This is a genomic window from Streptomyces sp. TLI_185 (genome assembly GCF_003814765.1).
Lineage (GTDB): Bacteria > Actinomycetota > Actinomycetes > Streptomycetales > Streptomycetaceae > Streptomyces.
On the sequence record NZ_RKRB01000001.1, the window covers coordinates 248,562 to 269,180 of the forward strand.

A 20,619-nucleotide genomic window follows, 5' to 3' on the forward strand; every position below is an offset into this window, starting at 1 on the left:
CCGCCCCTTCCCCTCCCGGCGTGCCGCCGACGCCCCGCGTCAGCGAGTGATCGCCTTCGTCTCCAGGAATTCCTCAAGACCGGCACGGCCCATCTCGCGGCCATTGCCGAACTGCTTGTACCCGCCGAACGGGGCCTGGAAGTTGTGCTGTCCACCGTTGACGTCGACCTGGCCGACACGCAGGCGCCGGGCGATCGCCATGGCGTGGTCCTCGTCACCGGTCACCGCGGCGTTCAGCCCGTAGATCGTGCCGTTGGCGATCTCGACGGCATGGTCGTCGTCGACGTAGGGGATCACGACGAGGACGGGGCCGAAGACCTCCTCCTGGGCGATGATCGACTGCGGGTCGACGTCGGAGAAGATCGTGGGCCTGACGAAGGCACCCGTCTCCAGGCCCTCCGGCCGGCCGGGGCCGCCGACCACGAGCGTGGCGCCGTCCGTGATGGCCTGCCGGATGTAGCCCTCCACGCGCCGGCGCTGGGTCTCCGAGGCGAGCGGGCCGATCCTTGTGCCCTCCTCCGCGGGATCACCGACCACGTATTCCGCGGCAGCGATGCGGAGCTTGTCGACGACGGTCTCCTGCAGCTCCTCGGGAACAAGCATGCGTACGTAGGCGCCGCATGCCTGGCCGCCGTTGGCCCAGGCGAGGGCCAGTCCACGGGTCACGGCAAGGTCGAGGTCGGCCTCAGGCAGGACGATGTGGGCCGCCTTGCCGCCCAGTTCGAGGGCGACACGTTTGATCGTGCCGGAAGCGGCGACGGAGACGCTTCGGCCGGCCCGGATGGAGCCGGTGAAGGAGATCATGTCGACCTCCGGATGCCGGGAGAGGGCCTCGCCGACGACCGGTCCGGTGCCCTGCACCACGTTGAACACACCATCGGGCAGCCCTGCCTCGGTGGCGGTCTCGGCGAACATCCGGGCGCTGAGCGGGGACATCTCCGACGGCTTCAGTACGACGGTGTTGCCCGCCAGCATCGCGGGGACGACCTTGGTGACCAGTTGCTGGAGCGGGAAGTTCCACGGGGTGATCGCTCCCACGACACCGATGGGCTCGCGCACGACGAGCGAGTTCTCGATCACCGACGTCCACTCGAACTGCTCCGCCGCCGTGACCGCGGCCAGGATCGAGGCGACCGGGAAACCGACTGCGCCTGCCGGGAAAAGACGATCGGCGCGCCCATCTCCAAGGTGATGGTGGCCGCGAGTTCCTCGCGGTGCTTCTCCACTCCCTCGGCCAGGCGTCGCATGAGGTCGGCCCGGTGCTCCACGGACGTCGCCGCCCATGCGGGGAACGCGGCGAGCGCGGCGTCCACCGCCAGGTCCACCTCTGCGGTGGTGCCCTCGTGCAGGGTGGCGACGACCGATGCGTCGGCCGGGTTCACCACGTCGATCAGCGGGCCGGAGCCCTGGACGGCACGGCCGTCGATCCAGTGGGACGGAGCGGGGAAGGGAACCGCAGATTCTTCGTTCATGCCGACAACGGAACATCGGTCGCCGGGCGGTATCCATGCCCTCCCATGCCCATGATCCGCGTCACCGCCTGAACCGATCTGTCACATCCGGCCGTGCCGCTCGGTCTGTGCGGACAAGGGGGACGACCTTCGTCAGGGTCCCCGGATCTCGGCCGAGAGGAACACCCATGATCACGCGTCTCGTATCCGTCTCCGAAGGCGCACGGCTCACCCGTTCCATCGCGATCGGCACTCACACACTGACGGCCGACGAACCCGAGCCCGTCGGCGCCGATGCGGGACCCACCCCAGGAGAGCTGCTGCTGGCCGCGCTGGGGTCCTGTACCTCCATGGCCGTGCGGGCCATGGCGGACCGGCACGGCTGGCGACTCGACCGGGTCGACGTGACCGTAGGGTTCGTGTCTCAGGGGCGCATCGTCAAGAACGTCGGGCTGATCGGTGACCTGGAGTCGGCTCAGCGGGAGCATTTGCTGGCGGCAGCCGGGCGGTGTCCCGTTCACCGCCTGCTGACCAGGGAGGTCACGATCGTCACCGAGCCCGTGTCGTCGGGTGAGCCCGGCGACGCGCCCCTGCCCCGGTGAGCGGGCGCGGGCAGGATGCAGCCGGCCGCGTCAGGACGTGGTGGCCAGGGTGTCGAGGCGCACCGAGGCGATCTCTTTGCGGGAGGAGATCCCCAGCTTCGCGAAGACCTTGCGCAGATGCCATTCGACGGTGTTCGGGCTGAGGAACAGCCGGGCGGCGATCTCCGCGTTCGTGAATCCGTCCTGGGCGAGCCGCGCGATCTCTGTTTCCTTCGCGGTGAGAGTCGCCGACGTGGCGGCCCGTCTGCGCACCTTCACGCCCGCGGCCTGCAGTTCACGTCGCGCGCGCTCCGCGAACGCCTCGGCCCCGACGTCGCTGAGCCTCTCGTACGCCTCGCTCAGCGGGGCGCGGGCGTCCGCCCCTAGGCGTGCCGAGCGCAGCCACTCGCCGTAACGAAGCCGTGCCCGGGCGCTGTCCATGCCGGTACCGGCCCTGTCGAGCTGCTCGATCGCCTCCCGGTGCAGGGCGTCGGCGGTCGGCCCCTCGCTCACCAGGGCACGGGTGGCGGCGGAGATGCCAAGGACCCAAGGGGTTCGGCTGACCTGGGCCATGTCCTCGATCGTCCGCACGGACTCGGCCGCACGCGCGGTCCGTCCCAGCCGGTCGGCCGCTTCGACGAGTTCGACCAGGGACTGCAGGGACAGTCCGAGTTCCTGGGGGTTCTCGCAGCCGCGGTCCGCGGCGGCGTAGGCCTCCTCGTACCGGCCGAGGCCGTTGTTCAGGACCGCCGCCGCCCACTGGGTGACCGTCACCACCTTGCCCTCGCTCTGCAGGAGCCGGTCGTGCGTGACGGCTTCGATCGCCTGCCGGGTCGCGGACTCCCGTCCCTTGAAAGGCGCGACGACGAGCGCGCCGTAGTGCGCGAAGAAGCTCGTGCCGGTGGCCTCGCCGATCGCGCCGGCTTCCGCGCTGAGGGATTCGGCGGCGCGGAGGTCGCCGGCGAACACCCGGTTCGACAGGCGCAGCAGCAGGGCCGGCGGCAACACGGCGAGCGCCCCGTCGCTGCGGGCGAGATCGACCAGCCGCGCCGAGAGCTCGGACCAGGCGGCGAAATCCCACACGCTGTGCGCCATACGGCACACGAGCGGAAGCCATCCCTGCTCGCCGTCCCGCGCGTGGCCGTCCGTCCGGAACGCCGTCACGGCCTCCAGGACCTGTGGCGCACCCACGGCGTATCCCTCGGTGGTCATCCGGGCGACGCCGGTCAGGAGGAGATCCTCTCGGCTCGCGGTGTGCTCGGGGCCCGAGACGCTCAACACCGCCTCGGCGACGTCGCGGACCCCCCCTGGCCAGTCGGCCCGCGGTCAGGGCCGCGTAGAGGGCGTCCCGCAGGGTCTGGCCGGCGAGCGCGGAGTCGAACGGCCGGAGCCGCTCGGCCGCTTCGAGCAGCAGCGGCAGTCCGGCGCTCGCGCTCTTGGCCGCGGACATGATCTGTCCCCGCAGCAGAGTCGCCCGACCGGCCCCCACGTCGCCCAGCGGGCTCAGTTCGGCCGCCTCTACCAGTTCCCGCGCGGCGTCGAAGGCACCCGCCTGGTACTTGGCCTGAGCGGCGGCCAGTGCCCTGGCACCGCGGGGCACGGGATCAGGAGTCAGTTCGGTGGCCCGGTGCAGGAAGGCCGCCGCCGCGGCGATGCCTCCGCGCGCGTGCGCCCGGCCCGCGCATTTCTCCAGCTCGGCGGCCAGGGCCTCGTCAGGTCCCGTCGCCGCGCTCGCCAGGTGCCACACCCGGCGCTCGGGATCGAGGGTCGCGTCGAGGGAGTCCGCCAGCGCCTGGTGCACGCGCCGACGCTCCGCGAAACCGGCGGCGTGATAGGCAGCCGAGCGGACCAGCGGGTGGCGAAAACGCACCCACGTGCCGAGCGTCATCAGGCCCGAGGCCTCGGCGTGGGTGGCGGCGGTGTCCAGGGAGATGCCCAGGCGCTCGGCGGCCTGCCGCAGCAGGGACACGTCACCGATCGGCTCGATGGCGGCGATGAGCAGCAACTGCTGTGTCTCCGCCGGAAGGCCCTGGATACGGCGCAGGTAGCCCGCCTCGATGCGGCTGGACAACGGCCGGGACGTGAGGCCTTCGAAACCTGCGGTCATCTCCACGGCGGTCAGGCCACGCGGCAGTTTGCTGCTCGTGGGTCAGCCCCTCGGCCCGCCCGGTGAAGGCGGCCACGCGCCGCCGGGCGGCGCCCAGGTGAGCCTGCTGGTACAGGTAGGCCTCTATGCCGACCAGCCCACGGGCGGCCTGCTTCTCCGTGCTCATGATGCCCTCCGGTAGTCGGTGGCCCTGCGCTCGAGCGGGGCCGGGCCGCGGGAGTCACGCGATGCCCTGTGCACCGCTCGACATCGGTACCTCCGCCAACGGGCCGAGGACCCGGCCGCCACGTGCGCCCTGCACGACACCTGCACGGCCGGGGTCCGGTACGGCGTGCCCCGGGAGGCCGGTCGCCGAGGAGACCGGCCACCCGGCTGCGCGTGCGCCGGGCCGGGGTCGGTCACCCGGTGGCCCGCGCCGCCTCGTCGATCAACCGAGCGACGTCGCCGGGACGCGAGACGCTGACCGCGTGGGAGGCGGCCACGGTCCGCACCGTGGCCTGCGCGCGCTCGGCCATGAAGACCTGCGCCTGCGCCGGGATGTTCCGGTCCTCGGAGGCCACGAGGACCCAGGACGCGATGTCCTTCCATGCCGGGGCGGCGGCTCCCTCCGCCAGCGCGGCATCGACCACCGGGCGCTGAGTGGCGGCCATGATCACCGCGGTCTCGGCGGGGACATCGGCGGCGAACTGCTGATGGAACTTGCTCTGCTCGATGTAGAGATCCGCGGCCTGACTCCCGTCGGGCAGGGTGATCGGGACCGGGTGCAGCGTGTCCCCCAGTGTGCTGCCCGGGAACTTCCCGGACAGAGTGACCGCGCTCTCGCCCTCGTCAGGCAGGAAGGCCGCGACGAAGACGAGTGCCTTGACGTTGTCGAGTCCCCGCGCGGCGTTGCTGATGACCGAGCCGCCGTAGGAGTGGCCGGCCAGGACCACCGGACCGTCGAGGGACGCGACGAGCTGGCGGACGTAGTCGCTGTCAGCCGCGAGTCCGCGCAGCGGGTTGCTCGCGGCCACCACCGGATAGCCGTGGGACCGGAGTTTGTCGACGACCCCGTTCCAGCTGGAGGAGTCCGCGAACGCGCCGTGGACGAGGACGACGGTCGGCTTCTGTGCACTCATGAAAAGGGCCTTTCGTTCTGCCGATTGCTTACGTGCGGCATTCGGCGTACGGCTGTGCTGGATCGCGGGGAAGTTCCCGGGCGTCATTGCCGATACGCGTCGGATTCCGCGCCGAATGCCGCTGCGCAGGGAGTCAGTCGGTGCCGAGAGCTGTGCGCAGGACGTGAATGGCCTGCTCGATCGCCGCGGTGGAGGCCTGAGTCCCACGCACCGTGTTCAGCATCATGAAGTCGTGCAGGCTGGCGTTGTAGCGGACGCTCGTGGTCGGTACACCGGCCTGGATCAGCTTGCGGGCGTACGCTTCGCCCTCGTCCCGCAGAACGTCGTTCTCGTCGACCACGACGAGCGCCGGCGGCAGGCCCTGGAGGTCTTCCAGAGTCGCGCGCAGCGGGGAGGCCGTGATCTGGTCCCGCTCCGCCGGGTCGGTGGTGTAGGCGTCCCAGAACCACTCCATGGCCTTCGCGGTCAGGTGCGGTCCGTGGGCGAAGGTGCGATAGCTCTCGGTGTCCTGCGCCGCGTCGGTGACCGGGTAGTACAGCGACTGGTGCAGGAAGGTCACGTCGCCGCGCCGCTTGGCCAGGTGGGTGAGGGCCGCGCTCATGTTGCCGCCGACGGAGTCACCGGCGACGACCATGCGGGTGCCGTCCAGACCTTCCTCGCCGCCCTTGGCGGTGACCCACTGGGCGGTCGCGTACGCCTGCTCGATGGCGACGGGGTACTTCGCCTCCGGCGAGCGGTCGTACTCGACGAAGACCAGGGCGGCCGCCGCGCCGACGGCCAGTTCGCGCACCAGGCGGTCGTGGGTGCCGGCGTTGCCCAGGATCCAGCCGCCGCCGTGGACGTACAGGATGACGGGCAGGACACCGGTGCTGCCGACGGGCTTGACGATCCGCACCCGCACGTCGCCGACCTCGGCCGGCACAGTGATCCACTTCTCGTCCACGTCGAGCCTCTCGATCGGCCCGGACTGGACGTCGTCGAGCAGCTTCCGGGCGCCCTCGACACCGAGTTCGTACAGCAGCGGCGGCTTGGCGGTCGCCTCGGCGAATTCCTGCGCGGCGGGCTCGAGAATGATGTCGCTCACGGCAAGCTCCTTCAGGAGGTGGCGGCTTGTTGAAGGCTTTTCCACCTCCTGAGACCGGGCAGGGAGTCAATGCGTGACGCGTCGGCCAAAACGGCCGGAAAATATCCCCGCCCGGGCTTACCGAACCGGCGTCACCTGCCGATCGACGCCCGGACCGCGGGGCCCGGCTTCGGCAGCAGGAAGCCGTCGACGTACAGGTCGACGTGCTCGTTGTAGAACGCGGTCAGTCCTGCGATGCGGTTGGCGTGGATGGTCGGGAAGTCGTACGTCCAGGCGATGTCCTCATGGGAGGCCGTGTCGCTGTCGAACGACCAGTAGCTGCTCGTCGTGCCCTTGTACGGGCAGCGCGTCACCGTGTCCGAGCGCCGCAGCCGGGTCCAGTCGACGGCCGCGCTGTCAAGGTAGTAGCGGGTCGGCAGGCCGGTCTCGAACAGCTTCACGCAGCCGGTGGCCTCCGCCAGCACGACACCGTCCAGCTCGACTCGGACGCTGCTGCCCGAACGCAGCGCGTCCACGCGGGAGTAGGGGCTGCGCGGGTGGACGAAGACCGGCTCGTCCTCCTCGAACCAGGAGTCCAGCGCCTCCCATTCGAACCGCACCGTGCCGTGCAGAGGCTCCGGCGCGCCTTCTCCCCACACCCACGCCGCCCCGGCACGGACCTCCGGTCCGACCTGGAGGGTGTGCAGGTGTGCGGGGCCGGCACCGAGGTGCTCGGTGTGTCCGTCGTCGTGGAGCACGCCGTCCACCAGGTCCTCGACCGGGATGCTGAACTGGGGGTAGGCCCGCCATTCCCACACGTACAGCGCACAGCGGGTGTCGAAGGCGAGCCGGCCTCCGATCATCCCGCGGATACGGCGGGGAACAGGTTCGACGTGCCCGACCGGGACGATGAGGCTGGGGCGCAGAACACTTTCGGTTGCCATGGTCAACACCTTGCATTCGCTGATGGTGTGTATGCCGTGCCCGGTGACAGTGGTCCCGGTACCGGCTCACTCGGCGGGCCGACGGCCATCGCCTACGCCTTCGATGCTAGCGGCTGGACACGACAGTGTGGCTCGGGATCGGGCCGGCCAAGAAGCATCACACTGTGTTACGTGCGCCATACGGCGTCAGGGTGTCACAGATTCGGGAGGCTCCCGGTCAGAGGGGTGTAACACCCATCCGTACCCAGGGAGATCCGTCATGGAAGCGCGTATCAACTACTTCGGCAACGCCCTCGCCGGCAAAGTCATGAAGCACCTCAACTCGACCGGCGCGGCGGTGCAGACGGCGCTCCCGGTCGCCACGCAGGAACTGGTGAAGATCCGTGCCAGCCAGATCAACGGCTGTGGTTTCTGCACCGACATGCACACCAAGGACGCCCTCGTGGCGGGCGAGGAGCAGCAGCGGCTGAACCTGGTGGCCGTTTGGCGCGAGGCCACGGTCTTCACCGACGCGGAGCGCGCGGCGCTGGAGCTGACCGAGCAGGGCACGCGCATCGCGGACGGCGCGGGCGGTGTGTCGGACGAGGCATGGGCGAACGCCGCGAAGCACTACGACGAGGACCAGCTCGCCGCACTGATCTCGCTGATCGCCGTCATCAACGCCTACAACCGCATCAACGTCATCAACCAGCAGCCCGCCGGCGGCTACACGCCGGGCATGTTCGGCTGAGGCAGCCGCTCCGGCCCGCCCGGATACACACCGTCCGCCGCCCGGCCGCCCCGGCCCTCGGTCGGGCGGCGGACCCGGCCACCGTGTCCGCCGGCCGCAGGGCACGCACTCCCAAAGGCTCACATGTCCGCACACCCCACACTCACCCCCCTCCGCCGAGTCAGCACCGACGTACTCGAAGTCGCCTATTACGAGACGGGTTCCGCGGGGAACGACACCGTTCTGCTCCTGCACGGTTTCCCCTACGACATCCACAGCTACGTGGACGTGGCCCCGCTGCTCGCGGACAGCGGGTTCCGGGTCGTCGTCCCCTATCTGCGGGGCCATGGGCCCACGAGGTTTCTTTCCGGTTCGACGCCGCGCTCGGGTCAACAGGCCGCCCTGGGCGCCGACGTCGTCGCCCTCCTGGACGCCCTGGGCGTGGAACGGGCCTATCTCGCCGGATACGACTGGGGCGGCCGCGCCGCCAACGTCGCCGCGGCACTGTGGCCGGAGCGCGTTCTCGGCCTCGTCTCGGTCAACAGCTACCTCATCCAGGACATCGGTGCGGCGGCCAAGCCCCTCGCTCCCGAACTGGAGGCGGGATTCTGGTACTTCTACTACTTCCTCACCGAGCGCGGCAGAGCCGGTCTGGCCGACGATCCGCGAGGGGTCGCGCGGGTGATCTGGAAGCGGAACTCGCCCGAGTGGCCGTTCGGCGAGCGCGACCTGGAGCGGGCCGCGGAGGCCTTCGCCAATCCCGACTACACCGATGTCGTGATCCACTCGTACCGGCACCGGCTCGGTTTCGCGCCGGGCGCCGAGGCGTATGCGGAACTCGAGGCACGTCTCGCCGAGTTGCCCGCGATCACCGTTCCCGCCGTCACCCTCGACGGTCTGGCCGACGGCAACTTCCCGGCCACGGACGGTTCTCCGACCGCCCGTCACTTCACCGGCCCCCGCCTCCACCGCATCGTGGCGGGCGCCGGCCACAACCTTCCGCAGGAGCACCCCGCGGCGTTCGCGGCGGCCGTTCGTGAGGTGCGCGAACTACGGCGGGCCGACGCGGGCCGCGACCGCGCGGTCGGGCGCCGACAGGACACACCATGAAGGCCTCCCCCGCCGCAGACGTCGCCGGCTCCCTCCGTATCACCAGTGCCCGTGGCCGGTGGACCTTGCTGGCCACCGTGCTGGGATCCGGTGTCGTCCTGCTCGGCTCCACCGTCACCAACATCGCGCTGCCGCACATCGGGGACGACTTCGGCGCCGATCTCGCCGTGCTCCAGTGGACGGTGAACGCCTACATGCTCACCCTGGCCGGCCTCATCCTGCTCGGCGGGTCCCTCGGCGACCGCTTCGGACGGCGGCGCGTCTTCGTCGTGGGCATCGTGTGGTTCGCGGCGGCCTCCCTGCTGTGCGCCCTGGCTCCGGACGCCCCCACGCTGATCGCCGCCCGGGCGCTCCAGGGCGTCGGCGGTGCATTGCTCACCCCCGGCTCACTGGCGATCATCGAGGCCTCGTTCCACCCGGACGACCGGCCGCGCGCGATCGGCCTCTGGTCGGGCTTCGGCGGGATCGGCGCGGCCCTCGGGCCGTTCCTGGGCGGGTGGTTGGTGGACGGCCCCGGCTGGCGTTGGACCTTCGTGCTGAGCATCGTCCCCGCGCTGCTGTGCGTGCCGGTGGCGCTGCGCCATGTCCCCGAGTCGGTGGGCACACCCCCCGACGCGGCCGGCGCGCAAAGCCGAGGGCGGTTCGGTTTCGACGTACCCGGCGCCGTCCTGGGCGCTCTGGCCCTTGCCCTGGCCACCTACGCACTGACCGAGGCGCGCCACAGCGGCCCGGTGGCCGTCGCCTCGGCCGTCGGCGGCATCGTGGCGGGTGCCGCCTTCCTGAGCGTGGAACGGCGCAGCGCCGACCCGATGATGCCGCCGGCCATCTTCTCGTCCCGGCAGTTCACCGCCGTCAACCTGATCACCCTGTGCGTCTACGCGGGCACGGGCGGGTTCTTCTTCCTGACCGCTCTGCACTTGCAGATCGTCGTCGGCTACTCGGCGCTGGCTGCCGGTGCGGCCATGCTGCCCAACACCCTGGTGATGCTGGTGTTCTCCTCCGGCTCCGGCGTGCTCGCCCAGCGGCTGGGACCGCGCATCCCGCTCACCGTCGGACCGCTGGTGTGCGGGGCGGGCATGCTGATGATGCTGCGGGTCGGGCCGGGCGCTTCCTACGTGACCGACGTCCTGCCCGCTCTGGTGGTGATGGGCGCCGGCATGGTCGTCATGGTCGCTCCGCTGACCGTGACCCTGTTGTCCTCGGTGAGCGCCTCGAACGCCGGGCTGGCCAGCGGCATCAACAACGCCGCGGCCCGGGCAGCCGGTCTGGTGGCCGTGGCGGCACTGCCGCTGCTGGTCGGGATGGGACCGGACGCCTATCGTTCGGACGCCGCCTTCGACACGTCGTTCAACCGGGCCATGCCGTTGTGCGCGGGCCTGTTGGCCATCGGCGCGTCGATCGCCTTCGGTCTGCTGCGCCAGACCGTCACAGCCGCACACCGACCGCACGGGCGGACCCACGGCTGGCTGATGGAGCCGCCGCTCATGTCCCGCTTCGCCCATCACCCAAGCGCGGAGTGACACCCGGCCGGGGACCGTGGGCTGTCACGCCATCGGCTTCCCCAGTCCTGTCGTACGAGAAAGGATCACGTCATGTCGTACCCGTACCCGGAGCAGAAGTACTGGGGTGAGGACGGTGAGGTCAGCGCCGTCTTCCGTCCGGCCACCACACTGCCGGAACAGGGAGAGAGCGGTACCGGGAAGGACGCCCTCCACTACCTGGCGACCACCGGCACCACACGTGGTGAGTTCGGGCTGTACCGAGTGGAGATGCGCCCCAGAGCGGGCGGTCCCAAGACGCACTTCCACCGGCGGATCTCGGAATCGTTCTACATCCTGGACGGCACGGTGCGCGTGTTCGACGGGGTGCGTTGGGTCGACGCCCGCAAGGGCGACTTCCTGCACGTGCCCCAGGGCGGGTTGCACGCCTTCCGGAACGACTCCGACGCCCCGGCCGACATGCTGCTGCTGTTCACCCCGGGAGCCCCGCGCGAGGAGTACTTCGAGCAGGTGTCGCAGCTGGCGCACGCCTCGGAGGAGGAGCGTGCCGCGTTCTTCGACAAGCACGACTCGTACTTCGTGGACCAGGAGTGACGCAGGAGTGATGTAGGAGTGATGCAGGGGCGGCGGCAGGGAAGTGCACCGCCGACGGACGGGGCCCCGCGCCCGTGACACCGGTTGTCGCCGGCACGTCACGGGCGCGGGGCCCCGCCGTGTGGAAGGTCAGGCAGTGGGCCGCGGCGCGCGCAGGTGGGCGCGCTCCTTCAGCTCCGCCTCGTCGACCAGCTCCAGCATGGGCTTGCCCGGGGCGCAGAGCATGGTGACGACGAACTCGGTGCGCTCGTCGGCCAGCGCGTTGCCGTCCTGGTAGTGGATGGCGTCGCCGCCCGGCTCCCAGAAGGTGCCGCCGGCCGGGATGATGCGCTCGGGCTCGCCCTCCAGTTCGAAGCGGACGGCGCCCTTGACGACGTAGCCGAACGCCGGGCCGGAGTGGCGATGCGGCGGGGTCCCCGGGTCGCCGGGCTCCCACTGGACGTGGATGGTCATCGCCGAGGCGCCTTCGGGAACGACGATCGGCGAGGCGTCCTGGAGCATCTTCGCCGCGCGGGTCCAGCTGGGGCCGTCCTCGCCGCCGGTTCCGTGACCGTGCCCGTCGTGGCCGTGGTGGGTGTGCTGTGAGTTTGCAGACACTGAGTCGCACCTTTCGTGGTCAAACCGTGTCAGCCAGGCGCATCGCCGCCGACACCTCGTCGCTGCGGCCGTAGCGGCCGCTCACCCTCCTGACCGGGTGTCCGCCGATTCTGTGACACGGGGCGGTGATCGGACCCGACCGGCAACACGGTGCCCGGCACAGTGTCACAAGAACCGAACGCGGTCTGTCTAAGTGTGGTGAGCACGGTGGCACATGAACGTCCCCCCCGTCCTCGACGCACACCCCGCAGGGTCACCGGCCCCCGACGGAAGAGATGTCAGATGAGAGTCGTCGTTGTAGGTGCCACCGGTCTGATCGGTTCCAGGACGGTCGCCAGACTCCGGGACCACGGTGTGGAGGTCGTACAGGCTTCCCGCGGTGACGGGGTCGACCTCCGCACCGGGCAGGGCCTGGAGCGGGCGCTGCGTGCCGCCGAGGTGGTCGTGGACGTCACCGACGCACCCTCACGGGAGAAGCGCGTCAGCACCGAGTTCTTCACCACGGCGACGGGCAACCTCCTCAAGGCCGCCGCCGCGGCGGGTGTCGAGCACTATGTGGCGCTGTCGCTGGTGGGCGCCGATCGGGTCGGCTCGGGCTACTTCCGGGCCAAGGCGGCGCAGGAGGACCTGGCGCGGCGCGCCACCGTGCCGTACTCCCTGGTGCGCACCACGCCGTTCCACGAGACCGTGGCCGCCGTCGCGGCAGCCGGCGCCCGGCCCGACGGGGTGCATGTGCCGCCGCTGTTGCTCCGGCCGGTCTCGACGGACGACGTCGCCACGACGCTCGCGCATGTCGCGATGGGACTGCCGCACTTCGGGGTGCTCGAGGCCGCCGGGCCCGAAGAGCTCGCCCTGCGGGACGCCACCGCCGAGCTGCTGGCCGCCCGGGGCCGGACCGCACCGGTGATCGCCGACGCGCATGTCCCCTTCTTCGGCGCGGTGCTGGAGGAGCGGACCCTGCTTCCCGGGCCGGACGCCCACCTGGGCCACCACACTTTCGCCCAGTGGCTGAAGAGCACCGAGACCAACGGGCGGTGACACACCGGCGCCCGTGACCTCCACGCGTCGTTCCGCGGCATTCACCTTCCGACCTGCACGAGTCGTCCCACGACACCCGCCATGTCCGCGGCCGGCCTCGCCGACACCCGCACCCCGACAGGAAGCCCGCCATGAGTGATCCGTCCCGGCCCACCACCGCCCCTGTGCCCAGCGAACTCGACCAACTACCCGATCGCGACCGGGAGGAGACGGCCGAATGGCAGGCCTCCCTCGACGCCGTCGTGCGCAACGCCGGGCCGGAGCGAGCGGCCTACCTGATCCGGCGGGTGCACGAGTTCGCCGCACGGTCCGGGACGGCGTTGCCGGGGCTGCTGTCCTCGGACTACATCAACACCGTCCCGGCCGACGCGCAGCCCCGGTTCGGAGGTGACCTGGATATGGAGTCCAGGATCACCGCCGTCAACCGGTGGAACGCCGCGGCGATGGTCACCCGCGGAGCCCGGCTGGGACTGGGCGGCCACATCTCCACCTACGCGTCGGCGGCCTGGCTCTACGAGATCGGCTTCAACCACTTCTTCCGCGGCAAGGACGGCGACGGCTCGGGCGACCAGCTCTTCCTCCAGGGGCACGCCTCCCCGGGCATCTACGCCCGGGTCTTCCTCGAAGGACGGCTGAGCGAACAGCAGTTGGACGCTTTCCGGCGGGAGGCGAGCGGCCACGGCCTGCCGTCCTATCCGCACCCCCGGCGGCTGCCCTGGCTGTGGGAGTTCCCGACCGTCTCCATGGGACTGGGTCCGCTCGGCGCGGTCTACCAGGCGCGCTTCAACCGCTATCTGCACGCGCGAGGTATCAGGGGCACCTCCGCCTCACGGGTCTGGGCGTTCCTGGGCGACGGTGAGATGGACGAGCCGGAGTCCACGGCCGCCCTGACGCTGGCCTCCCGCGAGGGCCTGGACAACCTGACGTTCGTCGTCAACTGCAACCTGCAGCGCCTGGACGGCCCCGTGCGCTCCAACTCGAAGATCGTCCAGGAGCTGGAGGCACGCTTCCGCGGCGCGGGCTGGAACGTGGTCAAGACCCTGTGGGGCGAGGCCTGGGACCCGCTGCTGGCGCAGGACACCACCGGCGAACTGGTGCGGCGCCTGGGCGAGGTGCCCGACGCGCAACTGCAGACACTGGCTGCGCGGGACGCGGCGTACATCCGTAAGAGCTTCTTCACCGGTGACGTCCTGTCCGTGCTCTCCGCCTCCCTCAGCGACGCGCAGGTGGTGGAACTGTTCGAGAACTCCCGCGGCGGACACGAGCCATTGAAGGTGTACGCCGCCTACCGGGCCGCGGTGGAACACCGGGGCGCACCGACGGTGGTCCTCGCGCAGACGGTCAAGGGGCACACCCTGGGCTCGGCGTTCGAGTCGCGCAACGCGAACCACCAGATGAAGAAGCTGACGATGCCTCAGTTCCGGGAGCTGCGCGATCTGTTGGAGCTGCCCATCCCCGACAGCGCGCTCGCCGGGGACCAAGTGCCGTTCTGGCATCCGGGAGAGGACTCCCCCGAGGTGCAGTACCTGCGCGAGCGCCGGGCCGCGCTGGGCGGCCCCGCTCCTGCTCGGCGGGTGATCGCCAAGCCGCTGCCCGAACCGCCCGCCAAGCCCTTCGAAGCGTTGCTGGCCGGCTTCGGTCACCAGGAGGTCGCCACCACGATGGCGCTGGTCCGGCTGGTCAAGGACCTCATGCGCGATCCCCTCAACGGGGCCCGCTGGGTGCCGATCATCCCCGACGAGGCCCGTACGTTCGGCATGGAGTCGATGTTCCCCACGGCCGGCATCTACTCGCCGCAGGGCCAGACCTACGATCCGGTCGACGCGGACCAGCTCCTCCACTACAAGGAGAGCACCACCGGACAGCTCCTCATCGAGGGCATCACCGAGGCCGGTTCGGTGGCCGAGTTCACCGCCGCGGCGACCTCGTACGCCACGCATGGCGAGCCGATGATCCCGTTCTACATCTTCTACGCCATGTTCGGCTTCCAGCGCACTGGCGACCAGTTCTGGGCCCTCGGCGACCAGATGGGCCGGGGCTTCGTGGTCGGCGGCACCGCCGGACGCACGACGATGACCGGCGAGGGACTCCAGCACGGCGACGGCCACTCGCACCTGCTGGCCGCCACCAACCCGGCCGCGGTCGCTTACGACCCCGCGTTCGCCTACGAGATCGCGGTGATCGTCCGGGACGGGCTGCGCCGGATGTACGGCGAGCGGCCCGAGGACGTCTTCTACTACCTGACCGTGTACAACGAGCCGAAGCTCCAGCCCGCCATGCCCGCGGTGCCGGGCATCGAGGAGGGCATCGTCCGGGGCATCTACCGCTTCCGGCCCGCAGAACCCGCCGTCGGCGGGCCCCGGCTACAGCTGCTGTCCTCCGGTACGGCCATCCACTGGGCCCTGCGGGCGCAGGAACTCCTCGCCTCCGACTGGGACGTGCACGCCGACGTGTGGTCGGTGACGTCCTGGACGGAGCTGCGCCGGGACGCGCTGCGCGCCGACGACGCCCGGATGCGCGGCGAGGACCGCACTCCGTTCGTCACCCGGGCCCTGGCCGGTGCGCCGGGGCCGGTCCTGGCGGTCAGCGACTGGATGCGGCAGGTGCCCGACCAGATCAGCCAGTGGGTCGAGCAGGACTACTACTCCCTGGGCACCGACGGTTTCGGCCTGTCGGACACACGTGAGGACGTACGCCGGTACTTCGGGGTGGACGCCGAGTCGATCGTGGTGACCGCGCTGGACAGGCTGGCAAGGGCCGGGCAGGTCGCCCCGGCGACCGTCGCGCAGGCCCGCGCGCGCTACGGCCTGGACCGGTGAGCGGGCCCGGAACGCGACCGATCCCGCACGTGCACGACACAGGCCATGAGCAACAGCTCCGGAGAGCCGTCGCGCTCTGCCGGCCCTTGAGGAGTTGAACCATCATGACGGTTTCCGTGACCCTGCCGGCCCTCGGCGAGTCCGTCACCGAAGGCACCGTGACCCGCTGGCTGAAACAGGTCGGCGAGCGCGTCGAGGCCGACGAGCCTCTCCTGGAGGTCTCCACCGACAAGGTCGACACCGAGATCCCGTCCCCCGCCGCCGGCGTTCTGCTGGAGATCACCGTCGCCGAGGACGAGACCGTCGAGGTCGGCGCCGCCCTCGCCGTCATCGGTACGCCGGACGCCGCCCCGGAGGCGGCCGCTCCCCTACCGTCCACGCCACCGGCTGAGACGCTCCCGCCGCCGGCTGCCCCGGTTCCCCCCGCTCCCGCCGCCCCGGCCCCAGCACCACCGCCGCTGCCGACGCCGGTCGCGCCGATTCCGGCCCTCCCCACAGCCCCCGCGGCCCCCGCAGCGGGAGCACCCTCCCTGCGCGGCCGGACCGTCCCGATCACCCGCCTTCGTAGAGCCATCGGGGACAACCTCAAGCGGGCCCTGCAAGAGCAGGCGCAGCTGACCACCACGGTGGAGGCCGACGTCACCCGGTTGATGCGGTTGCGCGCCCTGGCGAAGGACGGTTTCCTCGCCCGCGAGGGCCTCAAGTTGTCGCCGATGCCCTTCTTCGTCAAGGCCGCCGCCCAGGCGTTGAAGGCGCATCCGGTCGTCAATGCCAGGCTCGACGAGGCCGCGGGGACCATCACCTACTTCGACACCGAGAACATCGGCATCGCGGTCGACACGGAGAACGGTCTGCTGACCCCGGTGGTCAAGGCCGCCGGAGACCTGACCGTCGCCGGACTCGCCCGCGCCGTCCACGACCTGGCCGACCGGGCCCGCGGCGGTCACCTCACTCCCGACGACGTGTCGGGGGCCACCTTCACGATCTCCAACACCGGTTCGCGCGGCGCGTTGTTCGACACGGTCATCGTGCCGCCGAACCAGGCCGCGATCCTGGGCGTGGGCGCGACGGTCAGAAGGCCCGGAGTCGTACGGAGCGGTGACGACGAGGTCATCGGCATCCGGGACCTGGTGCACCTGTCGTTGTCCTACGACCACCGCCTGGTGGACGGCGCCGACGCGGCCCGTTACCTGACCACGGTCAAGGCGATCCTGGAGTCCGCGGCGTTCGAGGACGACCTGTACCCCGACGCCAAGGCATGAGCAAACGCCGGTGCGGGCCACCGCCCGCACCGGCTGCCCGACCACTTCCGCCCCCGCTCCCGACAGGGACGGGGGCGGAAGCCGTTCCGGCTGCCAGGTCGTCGACGTGCGCCCAGGCCGTGACGGCGCCGTCCTCCTGTCTGCGGTGCACGGGGACGTCGACGTGATGCAAGATCGCCTCGATCCGTTCGTCGCCGGACTGGAAGAGGCCGTAGAGCGTCGCCCAGCCGCCCGTGAGCGCATGGCGCCCCAGGTGTCGCAGCAGGCGGGTGCCCAGGCCGCGGCCCTGCCAGGAGTCCTCCGCGAGGAGCGCGGCCTCCGCGGCCGCGTTGTCCGGCATCAGGTGACCCACGGCGACGATGCGGCCGGTGGTGTCCTGCGCGGCCAGGTGGACCGACCCGGCGCGGGACAGCAGGTCGGGCAGATAAGTCCGAGGGTCGGCCATCGCCCGGTGGTAACGGCTCCAGAGGGTCTGCGGCGAGCAGCGGTCGTGCAGTGCCACGGTGCGTGCGAGGTCGCCGGGGCCTAGGGAGATGATCCGCGGTTCGCGGCGCATGAGTGTGCCCTTGTGTGGCTGGGAACGGGTGAGGGCCGGCGGCGGACCGCCGGCCCTCGCCGGGATGTGTGCGGATGGCACCTGACCGTCGAACGCTGTGTCAGCGGTGCGAAGCGGTGGTGGACACCGCGCCGTCCGCCGCGGAAGGTCAGCGCACCGAGCGAGCGGCGTCCTCGATGACGTCGGTAACCTTGCCGGGCCGCGAGACGCTCACCGCGTGGGACGACCGGACCTCCGTGGTGTGGGCGCCGGCCCGCTTCGCCATGAACTCCTGTGCGGCGGGCGGAATGTTGAGATCCTGCGTGGCCACCAGAACCCAGGACGGAATGGTCTTCCAGGCCGGCTCGGCCGCACCCTCGGCCAGGGCGGCGTTGGTGACCGGACGCTGGGTGACGGCCATCAGGTCGGTCTTGTTGCGGGGTACGTCCGCTGCGAACTGGTGGCGGAACTTGTCGTTCTGAATGTAGAGATCGGTGCCTTGCGTGCCGTCGGCGTTCGTGACCGGTACGGAGCGCAGGGCCTCGCCGAGGGTGCTGCCGGGGAACCGTCCCGACAGGTCGACCGCGCTCTCGCCCTTCTCGGGTAGGAAGGCGGCGAGGTAGACGAGTGCCTTCACGTTCTTGTTGCCGGTGGCGGCATTGCTGATCACCGAGCCGCCGTAGGAGTGACCGGCCAGGACGACGGGTCCGTCGATGTTATCCAGGACGTCCTTCAGATAGGCGGAGTCGCCGCTCAGCGAGCGCAGCGGGTTGGCGACGGCGACGACCGGGTAACCGTCGTGCCGGAGCCGGGCGATGACGTCGTTCCAGCTCGTGGAGTCGGCGAAGGCACCGTGGACCAGGACGACCGTGGGCTTGGGTCCCTTGGCGGTGGTGTCCTTGTCGGCGGAGGCCGGGCCGACCGTGGTGACGAGCAGGCCCGCGGTGACGGCGGCGCCTGCCAGCACGGTGAGTGCGGTGCGGGTCAGGTTGGTGCCGGACGTTCGGTTCATGTCGTATGCCTTTCGGTAGGGAGGGGAGGCTGAGCGGAAGGGCGGTCGTTCCCGTCGGCACGGTGTCGTGTTCGTGCGCGGGCCAACCGCCGTGTGGGCGGGGCCGGTTGTGCCGACCGCACGCCGCGTCGCTTGCCACACCTGAGACCGGGGACCGGGTAGATGTGTGACATGTCAGGATTCGCGGTGTGCAGGCACGCGTCGCGTCAGGACCCGTGCCGGCCGGTGATCTCCCGGTACTCGGCCGCCGTGGGCTTGGGCACCTGTGTGCCGGGGCCGTAGAGGGCACGGCTGAGCATGAAGCGGAGGCGCTGGGTTCGGCCGGGCAGGGCCGCCACCGGGTGCCGGGCGGGTGTGGCCCGCAGGGGCCGGTACTGCTCGTGGGCGGTCAGGGTGTGCAGCCGTGCCTGGTCGAGGGGTTCATGGATCTCGACGTACTCGCCGTCGGGAAGACGTTTGATGACGCCGGTCTCGCGGCCGTGCAGCACCTTGTCGCGGTCACGCCGTTGCAGCCCGAGGGCCAGGCGCTTGGTGACGACGAAGGCGAGGACCGGTGCGGCGAACAGAGCGATGCGCACGGTCCAGGTCACGGCGTTGACCGAAACGTGCAGCCGGGTGGCGATCAGGTCGTTCGAGGCGCCGATGAGGGCCACCGAGTAGACGCTGAGCCAGGCCACCCCCAGCGCGGTCCGCACCGGGTGGTTGCGGGGGCGGTCCAGCAGGTGCTGCTCGCGGTCGTCGTCGGTGACCCATGCCTCGAGGAACGGATAGGCGCCCATGGCCAGGAAGAGCAGCACGCCGACCGTCAGGGGCAGGAAGTTGTCCAGGGCCAGGGTGTGGCCCCAGAAGTCGATCTCCCAGCCGGGCATCACACGCAGCAGGCCGTCGGCGACGCCCATGTACCAGTCGGGCTGGGAACCGGCGGAGACCTGGTCGGGGCGGAAGGGCCCGTAGTTCCACACGGGATTGATCTGCGCGACGGCGGCCATGAAGAAGATCACGCCGGACACGAGGAGGAAGTAGCCGCCTGATTTGACGGCGTACACCTTGAACGGGAGACCGACGACGTTGCTGTTGGTGCGGCCGGGTCCGGGGTACTGCGTGTGCCGGTGGCGCACGGCCAGGACCAGGTGGCCGACGAGCAGGGCGACCATCAGCCCGGGGATGACCAGGACGTGCAGGGTGTTGAAGCGGGCGATCAGGTCCTCGCCGGGGAACTCGCCGCCGAACAGGAAGAACGAGACGTACGTCCCGACGACCGGGATCGACAGGACGGTGCCGTTCACGACCTGCAGGCCGGTTCCGGACAGCAGGTCGTCAGGCAGGTCGTAGCCGGTCAGTCCGCCGAACATGGCCAGGACGAGCAGCAGGAACCCGAACACCCAGTTCAGCTCCCGCGGTTTGCGGAAGGCGCCGGTGAAGAAGACGCGCAGCATGTGCACCAGGACGGCGGCGACCAGGACCAGCGCCGCCCAGTGATGGGCCTGGCGGATGAGCAGTCCGGCGCGGACATCGAAGGAGATGTGCAGGGTCGAGGCGTAGGCCTCCGACACCAGCTGCCCCCGCAGCGGGGTGTAACTGCCCTGGTAGATCACGGGAGCGGAGGAAGGGTGGAAGTAGAAGCTCAGATAGACGCCGGTGATCAGCAGAACGACGAAACTGTAGAGCGCGATCTCACCCAGCAGGAATGACGCGTGGTCGGGAAAGACCATGCGGCGGACGGAGCGGACGGCACGGCGGTGGCCCAGCCGGCTGTCCGCCCACTGAGCGAGCCTCTCCCCCGTGCGTTCGTGCCTCTGCTCGGCCGGCCGGCTGTCGTTGCCCATCTCTTCACCATTCGTTTCTGCGTCGCCCGAACCCGGCCGCGCCGACGCCGTAGTCCCGCCGGCACCGAGGCCGCGGCGTGTGCCGGGGGGCCGCGGCGTCGGCGGGTCGCGTGTGTGGTCCGGCCGTCGTCCAGCCATGACCGTGCGCCCGGGTCCCCGTGGGGACCCTCGATCGCGAGGACCGCTCGGCAGGCAGGGGGCGCGATGAGGCCGACTCGTCCGTGACTGTGCCGCTCGGGCATGTTTCGCCAACTTCTGTCGTAGTCAAGACCGGGGAGGCGGCCCGGGCGTGACATCGGCAGTCCTCCCGGAAGAAGCGTGCGGGCCGGTCGTGTGGCACACGCCCCGGGCCTG

Annotated in this window: 17 protein-coding genes and 1 pseudogene; 9 read left to right on the forward strand and 9 right to left on the reverse strand. The window is 70.7% G+C overall.

All coding sequences use genetic code 11. From position 1 onward, the window contains the following. Positions 1-39 precede the first annotated feature (39 nt). Positions 40-1,472 (reverse strand): annotated as a pseudogene (locus tag EDD92_RS01065) (aldehyde dehydrogenase family protein). Between the two features lie 167 nt (positions 1,473-1,639). Here EDD92_RS01065 and EDD92_RS01070 point away from each other — a divergent pair. Further along, a complete protein-coding gene (locus EDD92_RS01070) occupies positions 1,640-2,053 on the forward strand; it encodes an OsmC family protein (protein ID WP_123962431.1) in 414 nt (137 codons plus the stop codon). 30 nt (positions 2,054-2,083) lie between these two features. On the opposite strand, the gene EDD92_RS50735 is transcribed toward EDD92_RS01070, so the two are convergent. Beyond that, a complete protein-coding gene (locus EDD92_RS50735) occupies positions 2,084-3,244 on the reverse strand; it encodes a LuxR family transcriptional regulator (RefSeq protein WP_260326263.1) in 1,161 nt (386 codons plus the stop codon). A gap of 415 nt (positions 3,245-3,659) precedes the next feature. Here EDD92_RS50735 and EDD92_RS50740 point away from each other — a divergent pair, with 415 nt between their 5' ends. Further along, positions 3,660-4,205: a hypothetical protein gene (locus tag EDD92_RS50740; RefSeq protein WP_260326264.1), complete on the forward strand. Its 546-nt coding sequence runs from the start codon at positions 3,660-3,662 to the stop codon at positions 4,203-4,205. Positions 4,206-4,537: 332 nt separating this feature from the next. Here EDD92_RS50740 and EDD92_RS01080 read toward each other — a convergent pair whose 3' ends face one another. The 3 genes from EDD92_RS01080 to EDD92_RS01090 form a co-directional block, all read right to left on the reverse strand. Next, positions 4,538-5,257 (reverse strand): alpha/beta fold hydrolase, encoded by a 720-nt coding sequence (locus tag EDD92_RS01080; RefSeq protein ID WP_123962432.1) that lies wholly within the window; start codon positions 5,255-5,257, stop codon positions 4,538-4,540. 133 nt (positions 5,258-5,390) lie between these two features. Beyond that, the gene (locus EDD92_RS01085; protein WP_123962433.1) at positions 5,391-6,341 is read right to left on the reverse strand and encodes an alpha/beta hydrolase; all 951 of its coding nucleotides are present in this window, start codon (positions 6,339-6,341) and stop codon (positions 5,391-5,393) included. A gap of 131 nt (positions 6,342-6,472) precedes the next feature. Beyond that, positions 6,473-7,264: a DUF427 domain-containing protein gene (locus EDD92_RS01090; protein ID WP_123962434.1), complete on the reverse strand. Its 792-nt coding sequence runs from the start codon at positions 7,262-7,264 to the stop codon at positions 6,473-6,475. Positions 7,265-7,523: 259 nt separating this feature from the next. Here EDD92_RS01090 and EDD92_RS01095 point away from each other — a divergent pair, with 259 nt between their 5' ends. The 4 genes from EDD92_RS01095 (at position 7,524) to EDD92_RS01110 (ending at position 11,176) form a co-directional block, all read left to right on the forward strand. Then, positions 7,524-7,994: a carboxymuconolactone decarboxylase family protein gene (locus tag EDD92_RS01095; RefSeq protein ID WP_123962435.1), complete on the forward strand. Its 471-nt coding sequence runs from the start codon at positions 7,524-7,526 to the stop codon at positions 7,992-7,994. A 123-nt stretch (positions 7,995-8,117) separates the two neighbouring features. After that, positions 8,118-9,083 carry an alpha/beta fold hydrolase gene (locus tag EDD92_RS01100; RefSeq protein WP_123962436.1) on the forward strand — a complete coding sequence of 322 codons (966 nt, stop codon included), beginning with the start codon at positions 8,118-8,120 and terminating at the stop codon, positions 9,081-9,083. Next, positions 9,080-10,603, forward strand: coding sequence for an MFS transporter (locus tag EDD92_RS01105; protein ID WP_123962437.1), 1,524 nt, complete (start codon positions 9,080-9,082; stop codon positions 10,601-10,603). Before EDD92_RS01100 ends, EDD92_RS01105 begins: the two co-directional genes overlap by 4 nt. Before the next feature lie 72 nt (positions 10,604-10,675). Then, positions 10,676-11,176 carry a cupin domain-containing protein gene (locus EDD92_RS01110; protein ID WP_123962438.1) on the forward strand — a complete coding sequence of 167 codons (501 nt, stop codon included), beginning with the start codon at positions 10,676-10,678 and terminating at the stop codon, positions 11,174-11,176. A gap of 129 nt (positions 11,177-11,305) precedes the next feature. Here EDD92_RS01110 and EDD92_RS01115 read toward each other — a convergent pair whose 3' ends face one another. After that, on the reverse strand, positions 11,306-11,773 hold the full coding sequence (locus EDD92_RS01115; protein WP_123962439.1) for a cupin domain-containing protein: 468 nt from the start codon (positions 11,771-11,773) through the stop codon (positions 11,306-11,308). Positions 11,774-12,055: 282 nt separating this feature from the next. On the opposite strand from EDD92_RS01115, the gene EDD92_RS01120 reads away from it, so the two are divergent. The 3 genes from EDD92_RS01120 to EDD92_RS01130 all read left to right on the forward strand — a co-directional run bounded on the left by EDD92_RS01120 (position 12,056) and on the right by EDD92_RS01130 (position 16,892). Further along, positions 12,056-12,811, forward strand: coding sequence for an SDR family oxidoreductase (locus EDD92_RS01120; RefSeq protein WP_123962440.1), 756 nt, complete (start codon positions 12,056-12,058; stop codon positions 12,809-12,811). 131 nt (positions 12,812-12,942) lie between these two features. Next, the gene (gene aceE / locus EDD92_RS01125) at positions 12,943-15,630 is read left to right on the forward strand and encodes a pyruvate dehydrogenase (acetyl-transferring), homodimeric type (RefSeq protein WP_123962441.1); all 2,688 of its coding nucleotides are present in this window, start codon (positions 12,943-12,945) and stop codon (positions 15,628-15,630) included. A 104-nt stretch (positions 15,631-15,734) separates the two neighbouring features. Continuing rightward, positions 15,735-16,892: a 2-oxo acid dehydrogenase subunit E2 gene (locus EDD92_RS01130; RefSeq protein WP_123962442.1), complete on the forward strand. Its 1,158-nt coding sequence runs from the start codon at positions 15,735-15,737 to the stop codon at positions 16,890-16,892. Here the strand turns inward: EDD92_RS01130 and EDD92_RS01135 are convergent. From EDD92_RS01135 to EDD92_RS01145, 3 genes are all read right to left on the reverse strand, one after another. Then, on the reverse strand, positions 16,831-17,448 hold the full coding sequence (locus EDD92_RS01135) for a GNAT family N-acetyltransferase (protein WP_260326265.1): 618 nt from the start codon (positions 17,446-17,448) through the stop codon (positions 16,831-16,833). The two genes, EDD92_RS01130 and EDD92_RS01135, sit on opposite strands and share 62 nt — an antisense overlap. A gap of 148 nt (positions 17,449-17,596) precedes the next feature. Then, complete coding sequence (locus EDD92_RS01140; protein ID WP_123962443.1) at positions 17,597-18,439, reverse strand: alpha/beta fold hydrolase; 843 nt, start codon at positions 18,437-18,439, stop codon at positions 17,597-17,599. 206 nt (positions 18,440-18,645) lie between these two features. Then, positions 18,646-20,265, reverse strand: coding sequence for a ubiquinol-cytochrome c reductase cytochrome b subunit (locus tag EDD92_RS01145; RefSeq protein ID WP_123962444.1), 1,620 nt, complete (start codon positions 20,263-20,265; stop codon positions 18,646-18,648). Positions 20,266-20,619: the final 354 nt, after the last annotated feature.